General features: G+C 69.2%; 12 protein-coding genes and 3 tRNA genes. 7 read left to right on the top strand and 8 right to left on the bottom strand.

What is annotated here, in order from left to right; all coding sequences use genetic code 11:
* Positions 1–19 precede the first annotated feature (19 nt).
* Entirely contained in the window at positions 20–622 is a 603-nt protein-coding gene (locus OG300_RS33060) for a putative glycolipid-binding domain-containing protein (RefSeq protein ID WP_405487810.1), read from the bottom strand.
* A 286-nt stretch (positions 623–908) separates the two neighbouring features.
* On the opposite strand from OG300_RS33060, the gene OG300_RS33055 reads away from it, so the two are divergent.
* The 4 genes from OG300_RS33055 (at position 909) to OG300_RS33040 (ending at position 4,232) form a co-directional block, all read left to right on the top strand.
* On the top strand, positions 909–2,051 hold the full coding sequence (locus tag OG300_RS33055) for a DNA cytosine methyltransferase (RefSeq protein WP_405498771.1): 1,143 nt from the start codon (positions 909–911) through the stop codon (positions 2,049–2,051).
* 111 nt (positions 2,052–2,162) lie between these two features.
* Positions 2,163–2,582 carry a very short patch repair endonuclease gene (locus OG300_RS33050; RefSeq protein WP_405487808.1) on the top strand — a complete coding sequence of 140 codons (420 nt, stop codon included), beginning with the start codon at positions 2,163–2,165 and terminating at the stop codon, positions 2,580–2,582.
* Positions 2,583–2,704: 122 nt separating this feature from the next.
* Entirely contained in the window at positions 2,705–3,493 is a 789-nt protein-coding gene (locus OG300_RS33045) for a DUF998 domain-containing protein (RefSeq protein ID WP_405487806.1), read from the top strand.
* A 25-nt stretch (positions 3,494–3,518) separates the two neighbouring features.
* Entirely contained in the window at positions 3,519–4,232 is a 714-nt protein-coding gene (locus OG300_RS33040) for a maleylpyruvate isomerase family mycothiol-dependent enzyme (RefSeq protein ID WP_405487804.1), read from the top strand.
* Positions 4,233–4,341: 109 nt separating this feature from the next.
* Here OG300_RS33040 and OG300_RS33035 read toward each other — a convergent pair.
* The 3 genes from OG300_RS33035 to OG300_RS33025 all read right to left on the bottom strand — a co-directional run bounded on the left by OG300_RS33035 (position 4,342) and on the right by OG300_RS33025 (position 5,327).
* Positions 4,342–4,414 (bottom strand) — tRNA-Arg (locus OG300_RS33035).
* Between the two features lie 41 nt (positions 4,415–4,455).
* Positions 4,456–4,545: transfer RNA gene (locus tag OG300_RS33030), tRNA-Ser, on the bottom strand.
* A gap of 86 nt (positions 4,546–4,631) precedes the next feature.
* Positions 4,632–5,327 (bottom strand): dienelactone hydrolase family protein, encoded by a 696-nt coding sequence (locus OG300_RS33025; RefSeq protein WP_405487802.1) that lies wholly within the window; start codon positions 5,325–5,327, stop codon positions 4,632–4,634.
* 168 nt (positions 5,328–5,495) lie between these two features.
* Between OG300_RS33025 and hisC the strand changes: the two genes are divergently transcribed.
* Positions 5,496–6,575, top strand: a complete 1,080-nt coding sequence (hisC, locus tag OG300_RS33020; protein WP_405487800.1) for a histidinol-phosphate transaminase — start codon at positions 5,496–5,498, stop codon at positions 6,573–6,575.
* Positions 6,576–6,599: 24 nt separating this feature from the next.
* Here the strand turns inward: hisC and OG300_RS33015 are convergent, their stop codons facing one another.
* From OG300_RS33015 to OG300_RS33005, 3 genes are all read right to left on the bottom strand, one after another.
* Positions 6,600–7,580, bottom strand: a complete 981-nt coding sequence (locus OG300_RS33015; RefSeq protein WP_405487799.1) for an alpha/beta hydrolase — start codon at positions 7,578–7,580, stop codon at positions 6,600–6,602.
* 217 nt (positions 7,581–7,797) lie between these two features.
* Positions 7,798–7,885: transfer RNA gene (locus OG300_RS33010), tRNA-Ser, on the bottom strand.
* A 43-nt stretch (positions 7,886–7,928) separates the two neighbouring features.
* Positions 7,929–8,444: a MarR family winged helix-turn-helix transcriptional regulator gene (locus OG300_RS33005; protein ID WP_405498770.1), complete on the bottom strand. Its 516-nt coding sequence runs from the start codon at positions 8,442–8,444 to the stop codon at positions 7,929–7,931.
* Positions 8,445–8,852: 408 nt separating this feature from the next.
* On the opposite strand from OG300_RS33005, the gene OG300_RS33000 reads away from it, so the two are divergent.
* Positions 8,853–9,845: an NAD(P)H-quinone oxidoreductase gene (locus tag OG300_RS33000; RefSeq protein WP_405487797.1), complete on the top strand. Its 993-nt coding sequence runs from the start codon at positions 8,853–8,855 to the stop codon at positions 9,843–9,845.
* A gap of 21 nt (positions 9,846–9,866) precedes the next feature.
* Here OG300_RS33000 and OG300_RS32995 read toward each other — a convergent pair whose 3' ends face one another.
* On the bottom strand, positions 9,867–11,072 hold the full coding sequence (locus OG300_RS32995; RefSeq protein WP_405487795.1) for a cysteine desulfurase-like protein: 1,206 nt from the start codon (positions 11,070–11,072) through the stop codon (positions 9,867–9,869).
* 227 nt (positions 11,073–11,299) lie between these two features.
* Between OG300_RS32995 and OG300_RS32990 the strand changes: the two genes are divergently transcribed.
* Positions 11,300–11,890, top strand: a complete 591-nt coding sequence (locus OG300_RS32990) for a bacterial proteasome activator family protein (protein WP_405487793.1) — start codon at positions 11,300–11,302, stop codon at positions 11,888–11,890.
* The last annotated feature ends 123 nt before the right edge of the window (positions 11,891–12,013 follow it).

Below are 12,013 nucleotides of genomic sequence, written 5' to 3'. Positions count from 1 at the left end.
ATGCGGATGCGTTCGGTGTTCAGATGCGTTCGGCCAGGCCCGGATAGTCGAGCAGGAAGCCGTCGTCGTCGACGGTGACGGTGGCGCTGGATACCGGGGACAGCACGTGGATGCCGTCCGCGCCGCTGCTGTAGGTGAGGCTGGCTTCCTGCACCAGCAGGTCCGGGAGCCGGACGTAGACGACCGGAACCTGCACGTCCTCGCTGGCGTGGTTCAACCCGTAGCGGCGGATGGGCAGCGTGTTGAAGAACGGGCTCAGCACCACGTCCACGTCGAGCGCGCCGCCGAAAGTGGAGCGGACGTGGGTGCTTCCGGCGTCGATGAGCCAGTAGTTCTCCTCGTCGCGGGCGATGGAGGCGTGGCGTTCGCCGGAGGCGAGGGTGCTGCGCAGCGACAGCCGCTTGGTGACCCCGGATTCGTCGGTGACCAGGTCGTAGGAGGCGCTGAAGGCGGGATGGTCCTCGCAGTCGCCCGCGATGATCCGGCCCGCGGCGCGAATCCGGTTGCCGCTGAGCACAACCCGCACCGACTCCATGCGGGACCCATTGTGCGCCCGCCAGGTGAGTATGGCCGGCCATCGCGGCGCGACCGGCTGCGCGTCCTCGCTCCCGTTATCCGTCACGCCTATCACCGTAGTTGCCGGTGGCGTCGCATCCGCGTATCGACGGCGCGGATCACTGTCCGATACGTCCGGGCACCTCGGTTCGTGATCAACATGCAATGGTGCGGGCCACTTCTCGGCGAATCCGCACGCCAGCGCCCGCCGACCACCCGGCCGGGTGATAGCGGCATGCTCTGAGCGGACCCCGCGGCAGGTGTTGGTCACGATCCGGTGGCGGGACTCGAGTAACCTCCTCTGGGCACGGGGGACTCCGGGGTTGAAAGGGACTGTTGTGACGGGCGCGCGGATGGTCGGCCTGTTCGCCGGCATCGGCGGACTCGAACTCGGGCTCGCGGCGCACGGTTGGCGCAGTGAACTGCTCTGCGAGATCGATATCGGCGCGCAGGCGGTACTGGGCGCGCACTTCCCGGGCGTACCCCTGCACTCCGATGTGACCAAGCTGCGCGCACTGCCGTCCGGCACCGAACTCGTCGCCGCCGGGTTTCCTTGCCAGGACCTGTCACAAGCCGGACGAACCGCCGGAATCACCGGTGCCCGTTCGGGTTTGGTGGACGAGGTGTTCCGGCTGGTGCGGCGCAAACGCGGACCGCGCTGGCTGCTCATCGAGAACGTGCCGTTCATGCTGCAGCTCGGCGGCGGGCACGCCATGCGCCACATCACCGACGCGCTCACCGAGATGGGCTACACCTGGGCCTACCGGGTCGTCGACGCCCGCGCCTTCGGGCTGCCGCAGCGCCGCGAACGGGTGCTGATGCTGGCCTCCCGCACCGAGGATCCCCGCCCGATCCTGTTCGGGGCCGACGCCGGACCCCGCGAGGTCGGTGATCCCGGCCATGATCCGTGCGGCTTCTACTGGACCGAGGGCAATCGCGGCCTGGGGTGGGCGGTGAACGCGGTGCCGACGCTGAAGGGCGGTTCGGGTCTCGGCATCGCGAGCCCGCCCGCGGTGCGGCTGCCGTCGGGGGAACTGGTGACGCCCGGCATCACCGATTGCGAACGGCTGCAAGGCTTCGACCGCGACTGGACCACCGCGGCGCTGGACGTGCCGGGCGTGCGCAAGGGGCATCGCTGGAAGCTGGTCGGCAATGCCGTGAGCGTGCGGATGGCGAGCTGGATCGCCGAACGCCTGGCCAACCCGACCGACGATCCGATCCCCGACGGCGAACCGCACACCCGCAGAGCCTGGCCGACCGCCGCCTGGGGACACGGCGGTGTGGTGCAGCGAGTTCCGGTGTCCACCTGGCCCGTTCACCTGCCCTACGAGGACCTGCGCTGGTTCCTCGACGACTCCCGGCTGCTGTCGGCGCGCGCCACCGCCGGATTCCTGCGCCGCACCCAGATGGGTTCGCTGCGCTTCCCCGAGGGTTTCCTCGACGATGTGGAATCGCACCTCGAACGAATGGGTGGCTCGCCCCGCGAAGCCGCCTGAGCCCCGCCGGGCTCTTGCCGCCGCGCCCGACCGCGGCGAGGATGGCCGCATGATTGCCGCACGCTCGATATTTCCCGTGGTAGGCAGCCTGATTCGAACGGTCGCGGCCTGATGGCGCAGGCTCGGCCGAGTACCGACGCGGCGACCAGTGCCCGCATGTCCAGGCAGCGGCGGGTGGATACCAAACCAGAATTGGCGCTGCGCCGGGAATTGCATCGGCAGGGTAAGCGGTTCTTCGTGGACAGGGCACCGCTGCCGGGCATGCGCAGGCGGGCCGACATCGTGTTTCCACGGCGAAAGGTGGCGGTGTACGTGGACGGATGCTTCTGGCACAGCTGTCCGCAGCACGCCACCGCGCCCAAGAACAATGCCGAGTGGTGGGCGGCGAAGCTGGCCGGGAACGTGGCCCGCGACCGCGATACCGATGCCCGGCTCGTCGAGGCCGGTTGGCACGTGGTCCGGGTGTGGGAGCACGAGCGGCCGGAATCGGCCGCGGAGCAGGTGCTGGACGCGCTGGGGCGCGGCGTATGACGGCCGTGTTACCGGATGGGTGACAATGAAGTGCAGACCGGACCATCCGACCAGTCCGGACAGGGTTTGCTGCCGGGCAGGGCAGACAGAGCGAGTGAGGGCCAGCGAAAGCGAGCGCGGTGATGACGCCACCAACCGAGCAGGACCTACCCGGGGCGGCTGCGGATGATGCCACCCGACAGCCGCGATGGCGACGCTTCCTGCGCTGGTTGATAGCGATCTTGATCGCGGTCGCCGGACTCGGCTACTCGTCGTGGGTGCTGGAATTCATCCTGCCCATCGACAGCAACCCCACCAACACCTTCCTCAGCCAGCTCGCCGAGAAGGGCGCGCCGTTCCGCTGGGTGTTCACCACCGGCGACACCATCTCGGGCGCACTGCTGATCATCGCCGGAATCGGTGGGCTGCTGCTGTTCTCGCGGCGGCTGTACTCCAACCTCGGCTGGATCGCGCTGATCGGTTTCGGCGCGGCCACCATCTCCGACGCGCAGGCGCCGCTGCAACCCGACGATCCCGACGGCCCGAAGCGCTATGTGGACACCGGGCTCTTCCCGCAGCTGCATCAGCTGCACGCGCTCACCAGCACGTTGGCCGTGTTCTCGATCTACATCGCGATGGTGGCGTTCAGCGTGGCGGCGTTCAAATATCACCGCTGGCCGATCCTGCGGCACACCGGATTGTGGATTCTGATCGTCGGTTCCGCGGTGACCGCCTGGATGCTGATCGCCGACAATCTGCCCGGCAATTACGGCCTGGGCATCGCGCAGCGCATCCAGGTGGGCGCGATGTCGCTGTGGCTGGTGGCGCTGGCCGTGCAAATCGTTGTGGCCGAACGGGATTCCGGTCCGCCCGCCAAGCATCGGCGCTCGTCGGGGCGGATCGCGAGCACCACCGCCGCGTCCGGCAGCTGACCCGCCGACTCGGTAGGGTCGGGACGTGACCAGCGACGCACCGCAACTCACCGATACCGCCGCCCAACTCGACACCGTCGCCGCCGCGACCGAGCGGCTGTTCACCGCGGCCGCCGCGCTGCGCGAGGCCGATGTGGTGGAACCCTCGCTGCTGCCCGGCTGGACCCGCGGCCATCTGCTGGCCCACCTGTCGCGCAATGCCGACAGCCTGGTCAACCTGCTGCTGTGGGCCCGCACCGGTATCGAAACCCCGCAGTACGCAAGCCAATACCTGCGCGAGGCCGATATCGAGGCGGGCGCGCCCCGGGCCCTGCGCGAACAGCTCGAGGACCTCTCCGCCTCCGCGGAGCGCTGGCTGGCGCTGGCCCGGGTGATGCCCGCCGATCGCTGGTCCACCGTGGTCCGCAACCGTCAGGGCGGCGAGATACCCGCCACCCGGGTGCTCTGGATGCGTCTGCTCGAGGTGGAGATCCACCACGTGGACCTCGCCGTCGGCTACTCCCCCGCCGACTGGTCGCCCGAATTCGTGGCCCGCCTACTGCCGCAGTCCATCGCCGAGGTGCGGCCCGCCACCGGTGGTTTCACGGTCACCGCCACCGACACCGGCTACACCGGCACCGTCGGCGTCCCCGACACCACCGTCTCGGGCACCGCCGCCGATCTCACCGCCTGGCTCATCGGCCGCTCCCCCGGCACCGGCTTGTCCGGCGACCTCCCCGACCTGGCTGCCTGGAAGTGATCTTCCCCACTCTTCGAATCCGGTGTGGCACAGGCTGACTCGGTCGGCCGCACCGGAGTCGGGCAGATACGGGAAAGGCCCCGCACCACTGGTGCGGGGCCTTTCCGAGTGCGCCCGAAGGGATTCGAACCCCTAACCTTCTGATCCGTAGTCAGATGCTCTATCCGTTGAGCTACGGGCGCAAGTGTGTTCATTCAGTTGTACTACCCGGCGAACCGGGCGGTGGCGGAGGCGAGAGGATTTGAACCTCCGGTCCCCGTGAAGGGACAACTCATTAGCAGTGAGTCCCATTCGGCCGCTCTGGCACGCCTCCTGGAGCCTTCTTTCGAGGGCGCCGGTCCTTTCGACCGCCGGGACAGAAGATTACACAGGGGGTGGCCGATAGGCCAAATCCGCTGGTCAACGTAGATGCGAGTCGAACCATTCGTAAATTCTGGTCTGCGCGTCGAGGACCGAGGTGTCGTCCAGGGCGGCGGGATCGAAACCGGGATGGTCGGGGCGATGGTGCAGACCCGGGTAGGTGACGACCAGGGTGGCGACATCGGCACGGGCGGCGGCGTCGCGCAGGCGGTCCACCTGATCGGGCGGGGTGAGCGGATCGTCGTCACCGAACAGGCCCAGCCATGGTGCTTTCAGTGCGGGCGCGGCGGCTAGCAGGGCGATGGCGTCCGCGTTGAGCGGGCACTCGATACCGGGGGCCGCGACGCTGACCGCGGCACCGAGGCGGCGATTGGTGGCGACCAGTGCGGCCGCGGTGCCCGCCGAATCGAAACCGAGCACCCCGATGCAGTCGCGGAAGACGCCGTGCCCGGTGAGCCATTCGAAGCAGGCGTCGAAGTCGGCGAACAGGTCGTCGCCGAATACCCGATCCGGGGTGTCGCCGTTGATGCCGCGGTGAAACAGGTCCGGCGCCAGCACCGTCCAGCCGTCGAGGGCCAGCGCGCGCATGAGTTCCAGCAAAGGTTCGGTGAATTCACGTGATTCGTGCAACACCACAATGCCGCCGCGGGCATGACCTTCGGGTTCGAGCACGGTGACCGGAACCGCGCCGGTGTCGTCGTGGATGGGGGCAAGTTCTCGGTAGACGCCCGACATAAAGCCAGAGTAGTTGCGCAAGATAAATACGCGATAAATCTTTCCGGGGGCCGCGAAGGCCGGAGATCTTCCGGCTGAGCGGCATTCGAGCAAACGCGGCGAGGCGGTCGCGAGGGATCGGGCACGGCCCCGGGACGGGCGCGGCGGCACGCGACATAGGGTGGAGGGGTGAGCGCGCACATTCGCCCGGACCTCGATGCCATACCGGCGTACGTCGCCGGCAAGACCCACCCCGGCGCGGTGAAGCTGGCCAGCAACGAGACCACCTTCCCGCCGCTGCCGTCGGTGACCAAGGCCATCGCCGAGGCGGTCGAGCTGTCCCACCGCTACCCGGACAACCACGCCGTCGAATTGCGGACCGCCATCGCGGATTTCCACGGCGTCGGCGTCGAGAACGTGGCGGCCGGTTGCGGCAGTGTGGCGCTGTGCCAGGAGCTGGTGCAGATCACCTGCCGCGATCCCGAGGACGAGGTGGTGTTCGCCTGGCGCTCGTTCGAGGCCTACCCGATCGTCACGCAGGTCGCCGGGGCGCGGGCCGTGCAGGTGCCGCTGGACGACGAATTCACCCATGATCTGGACGCTTTGGCGGCCGCGATCACCCCGCGCACCCGGGTGGTGTTCGTCTGCAATCCGAACAACCCGACCGGTACCGCACGCGCCCGGGGCGAGATCGTGGAATTCCTCGACCGCGTCCCCACCGACGTGCTCGTGGTGCTGGACGAGGCGTACTACGAATACCTGCGGATGCCCGCCGAGGACTTCCCCAACGGTGTCGAACTGGGCCGCACCCGGCCGAATGTGCTGGTGCTGCGCACCTTTTCGAAGGCCTACGGGCTGGCCGGGCTACGCGTCGGCTACGCGGTCGGCGCACCCGAGGTGATCACGGCGCTGATGAAGGTGCACATCCCGTTCAGCGTGAGCCGGGTGGCGCAGGCCGCCGCCATCGCCTCGCTGGAGGCCAGGCACGAGCTGCTCGAACGCACGAATGCCGTTGTCGCCGAACGCGATCGGATCCGAGCGGCGCTGCTGGAGGCGGGCTACCGGGTGCCGGTCAGCCAGTCCAATTTCGTGTGGCTGCCGCTGGGTGACCGCAGCGCCGAATACGGTGCGGCCAGCACCGAGGCCGGGGTCATCATCCGCCCCTACGGCACCGACGGGGTCCGCGTCACCGCGGGCGACCCGCACGAGAACGACGCCTTCCTGCGCTTCGCCACCGCCCCGGAGACGGTCGCCCGCTTCCTGGGCTGACCCGGATCTGCCTGTGACGCGCCGCTAACCGATCCCCAGCCCGGCCGCGATGGTCGGCCAGGATCGGGCCAGTTCGTCCGACCAGTACGGCCACGAGTGGGTGCCGGTGGGCCGGAGTTCGACGGCGGCCGGGATGCCCAATTGGCCGAGCCGGTCGGCCAATTGGCGCGTGCACATGGCGGCCCCGGCCTCGATGGGTCCACCGAACAGGACAGAGCTGCGGAAGTCCGGGTTGGCGGGGCTGTCGTGCTCGCCGGGCAGGCCGCTGCCCGCCGAGAGGTAGATCGCCTTGCCGCGCAACGCTTCCGCGTGTGCGAGGACGTCGTGGGCGGCCCACTGCGGGTCGTCCGAGGGCCCGAACATATTGTCCGGGTCGCCGCCGTAGGTGCCGACGACCGCGCGGGCCTGCGCCTGGCCGAAGTCGGAACTCATTGCGTAGCAGCCGCTGTGGGCGGCGACGGCGCGATAGAGTCCCGGATCCCGGAAGGCCAGCATCATGGCCGCCTCGGCGCCCATGGACACCCCTTCGAGCCCGTTCATGCCGTCCCCGTCGAAGCGGGCGTCGAGCAGTGGCGGCAGTTCACGGGTGAGGAAGGTTTCCCAGCGGTTGGTGCCGAGTTTCGGGTCGGCGTGCAGCCAGTCGGTGTAGTAGCTGGCGGGCCCGCCGAGGGTGAACACGACGTTCACGTTCTTGTCGGCGAAGAAGCGCAGCGCGTCGGTGCGGGCGGTCCAGTTGTTGACATCGGCTGCGGCACTGCGCCCGTCGAGCATGTAGAGCGTCGGCCGGGGCGAGTCCCGATGCGCGGGCAACAGCACCTGGACCTCTACGGTGCGCCCCATGGCCGGGGAGGCCACGAACACCGCCAGCAGGTTGCCGCTGACGGCCTCGACCTTGTCGATGCGCGCGGCACCGGGGTGCACCGGGTCGGTGCCCGGCGCGGATTCCTCGTTGGATCCGGTGTCGACGGGTGGATCGGCGAACAGGGGTGGAGCTTCGAAGGTCACCGCACCAGCCAGCAGTGCGGCGCTGGCAAGGGCGCCGGCTATGCGACGCCGTACTCCACGGCGGCCAACCACCCAGCCACATTTACCAGAGTTTCGGGGGCCGCGGATCAATCCCGGCACCGCGCGTCCCGATCCCCGGGGTGTCGCCGCCGGCGACCGGGGTGTCGAGACGAGACAGGCGGACAGGATTCGAAAATCCTTGTCCGCCTGCGTCTTCTGGCGGAAGCGGAGGGATTTGAACCCCCGGTCGCTTTCGCGACGCTCGCTTTCAAGGCGAGTGCATTCGGCCGCTCTGCCACGCTTCCAGGCGCTTGATCGTAACTGATGGCGCATGCGGTCGGCCGCCGGTCAGTCCGGATCGGGGGACGAGCGGTCGGCGGCGCGCCGGTAGCCGGCCAGGTTCACCAGGTCGAAGGCCGCACCGACGGCGGTGAGCTGCTGGGGGCTGAGCAGGTCGACGAAGTAGCGGCGGACGGCCGCCACGTGTCCGGGGGCGGCGGCGCGCAGGCGGCGCAGGCCCTCCTCGGTGATCTCGGCGACGACGCCGCGGCCGTCACCCTCGGCGGCGATGCGGCGCACCAGCCGCTGAGTTTCCATGCGGCGGATCTGATGAGTGAGGCGGCTGCGGGAGGACAGCACACCGTCGGCGAGGTCGCTCATCCGGAGTGCGTGCCGCGTCGACTCCGAGAGCTTCACCAGGATGCGGTATTCGGCGAGGGACAGGTCGCAGTCCCGCTGCAGTTGCCTGTTGAGATCTGCGAGCAGCCGCTGCGAGCCTTCCATGTAGGCGCGCCAGGCGCGCTGCTGCTCGGGGTCGAGCCACTGCGGCTCGATCGTGGTCGGGCCGCCGGTGTGGGCGGCCATCCGCTGATTGCCGTGACGCTGCTTGATCGCCCCTCCTCCGTCCGGGGATCCGAAACGGCGGCGCCGCAACCCGATTCCGGGCACGGCGGCGTCCCAGGGGGAGTTCCTCGGCGCGCGCGGATTAAACGCGGTGGGGCGAGATCAGGGTGCGGGGCAGGTCAGCGGCGGCGCAGTTGGACCAGGGCCTGCGGGGCGTCCTCGGCGACGAAGCCGGACATCGCCATCACGCCGAGAATGACCATGCCGCCGAGGGCGGCCAGGGTGGTGATCATGGGAATCTCCTTCCGAATGCTTGACTCCACGGTGGCCCTCGAAGCTGACAGGACGCTGTGCCGATGCCGAGGACGCCCTGACAGAAGCCGGGGAGCTTGCTGCGTGCCGGGGGACGCGGGCCGTAGGCTCGCAATCATGTATGCGGTGACGCTCGACGGATTCGGTGGTCCCGAGGTCATGAAGTGGGCGCAGGTCGAGGACCTGCCCGCTCCCGGCCCGGGCCAGGTGTTGATCGACGTGGTGGCCGCGGGGGTGAACCGGGCGGACCTGCTGCAGCGGCAGGGGCTGTATCCGCCGCCGCCCGGCGCGAGCGAGACGCTCGGGCTGGAGGTGTCCGGCGTGATCGCGGAAGTCGGTCCGGGAGTGCGGGATTGGCGGGCCGGGGACACGGTGTGCGCGCTGCTGTCCGGGGGCGGCTACGCCGAGCGGGTGCTGGCCCCCGCCAGTCAGGTGCTGCCGGTGCCCGACGGCCTGGATGTGGCCGCGGCATCCGCGCTGCCCGAGGTGGCGGCCACGGTGTGGTCCAACCTGGTGATGACGGCGGGCCTGCACAGCGGTCAGCTGCTGCTGATCCACGGTGGCGGCAGCGGGATCGGCACGCATGCCATCCAGGTGGCGCGGGCGCTCGGGGCGCGGGTGGCGGTCACCGCCGGATCGGACTACAAGCTGGAGCGCTGCCGGGAACTCGGCGCGACCGCGCTGATCAACTATCGCGAGCACGACTTCGTGACCACGCTGCACAGCGAATATCCCGGCGCGGACATCATTCTCGACAATATGGGCGCGGCCTATCTGGAGCGCAATGTGGAGGCGCTGGCCGAGGACGGGCACCTGGTGGTGATCGGCATGCAGGGCGGCGTCAAGGCCGAACTGAATCTCGGTGCGCTGCTTGGCAAGCGCGGGTCGATCCACGCCACCAATCTGCGGCGGCGGCCCGAGCACGGGCGCGGGTCCAAGGCCGACATCATCACCGAACTGCGCCGCCACCTGTGGCCGATGATCTCCGAGGGCACCGTGGCGCCGGTGGTTTCGGCGGAGGTGCCGGTCACCGATGCCGCGCGGGCGCATCGCCTGCTGGACTCCGACGAGACCGTCGGCAAGGTGGTGCTGCGGATCGACGAGGCCTGATCCGCCGGGTCCCGAGGGCGGTCAGGTGTCGAGGGCCGCGAGCGCGCGGCCCAGCTGTTCGATCTCGAATCTCGTTGTGTAGGGCGCGAGTCCGATGGTGACCGCGCCGCCCTCGTCGTTGACGCCGAGCGCGTCGAGCAGTCGGCTGCCGCCGTGTGATCCGCTCAGCGTGCCGATGCGGGCGTCGGCGAGCTTGGCCGACACCTTCTCGGCCTGGGTGCCCGCGATGGTGAAGCTGACCGTCGGGATGCGGGTGGAGGCCCGGCCGATCACGGTCAGGTTGGGGATGGTGTCCAGCACCGCCATCAGATGCTCGAACAGCGAGTCGTGGTAGTCCTGCAGCGAGGTGATCGACATTTCGAGGCGTTCGCGGCGGGTGCCGGTGGCGCGCTCGTCGAGCGCGGCGAGGTAGTCGATGGAGGTGGTGAGCCCCGCCAGCAGCGCGTACTGGTGGCCACCGACCTCGAGCCGTTCCGCGCCCTTGGCGTAGGGGTTCAGCGACATCGACGGAATGCGGTCCAGGAAGGCGGGATCGCGGAAGACCAGCGCGCCGATCTGCGGGCCGCCCCACGCCGGGGCGCTCACTGCGATCACGTCGGCGTTGAGTTCGTCGATGTCGATGAGCGCGTAGGGCGCGGCACCGAAGCAGTCGGCGACCAGCAGGCCGCCCACCTCGTGCACGCGGTCGGCCGCGACGCGCACGGCGGGCGCGGAGCCGACGATGGGTGAGGCGGCCGTCAAGGCCACCAGCCGGGCGGTGGGTCCGATGAGTTCCTCGAACTGCCACGCGGGCATCTCGCAGGTCTCGATCTCCACTTCGGCCCAGCGCACATGTGCGCCATAGCGATTGGCGATGCGCAACCACGGCGCGACGTTCGCCTCGTCATCCAGGCGCGACAGCACGATCCCGGTGCCGAGCCCCAGGCGCGAGCTCAGTGATTCGGCCAGCCAGGCCAGCAGCACCGCTCGATCGGGTCCGAGCACCACGCCCGCCGGGTCGCCACCGACCAGATCGGCGACGGCTTCGCGGGCGGCCTCCAGGATCGCGGCGCTGCGTTTGGCGGCGCCGTGCCTGTTGGTGTGTGAGAAGGCGGAGGTTCGGAAACCCGTTGAGACGGCTCGGGATACCGAATCCGGCACCAGCATGCCCGCTTGCGGGTCGAGGTGGATCCAGCCGTCGCCCAGGGACGGTATGAGGCCCCGCACCCTTGCGACGTCGTAAGTCATGCTCGCCACTCTAAAGGGAGTGGGCACAACAAGGTAACGGTAGGCATGGAAGCCGCAGCACAGCCCCCGGACAACCGCCCCCTACCGCACAAACTGGACGGAACGACTTTGTCCGACCTACCAACGGCTTCGTTTCCGGGCTGTGGCGAGTTACACCTTCGCGTCCGGATGCTTGCGAAGTGGGTGCGGCCTCAGCGAGTTCGCGCGGGATTCGGCAGGATGGGGGGATGACGCAATCGGATGGGGTTCCCGAATCCATCGTCGTGATCGGGCCCGAGGGTAAACCGCTGTTCATTCCGGCGGCGGCGCAGATCGGCGGCGAGCCGGTCGAGATCACCGGACAGTTTGTGGGCGAGCCGAATTCGGGCGAAGTTCACGAAAAGGAAGAGTCGCTGGCCGATATGGTCGAGCAGCCCGCCAAGGTCATGCGCATCGGCACCATGATCAAACAGCTGCTCGAAGAGGTCCGGCACGCACCACTCGACGACGCCTCCCGCACCAGGCTGCGCGAGATCCACCGCACCTCCATCCGCGAACTGGAGACCGGCCTGGCCCCCGAACTCCGCGACGAACTCGAACGCCTGGCCCTCCCCTTCACCGACGACACCATCCCCTCGGACGCCGAACTGCGCATCGCCCAGGCCCAATTGGTCGGCTGGCTCGAAGGCCTCTTCCACGGCATCCAAACCGCCCTCTTCGCCCAGCAGATGGCCGCCCGAGCCCAACTCGAACAAATGCGCCAGGCCCTCCCTCCCGGCACCAGTTCCAGCGACCCCCGCAACAGCCAGCAGGGCCCCGGCGGCGGCCAGTACCTCTGAGCCGACCCCCCTTCCCCTCCTCCTCCCCGTAATCCCCAGGCCCCTTCAACTACGCAGTAGCCAGATCCCCGGGTCGCGCCCTGAATCTGCCCATCTCTCGACCGACAGACTCCAGGTTCTCGG

The organism is Nocardia sp. NBC_00511 (genome assembly GCF_045161165.1).
In the GTDB taxonomy this organism is placed as follows: domain Bacteria; phylum Actinomycetota; class Actinomycetes; order Mycobacteriales; family Mycobacteriaceae; genus Nocardia.
This window is presented reverse-complemented; position numbering and strand designations above follow the sequence as displayed.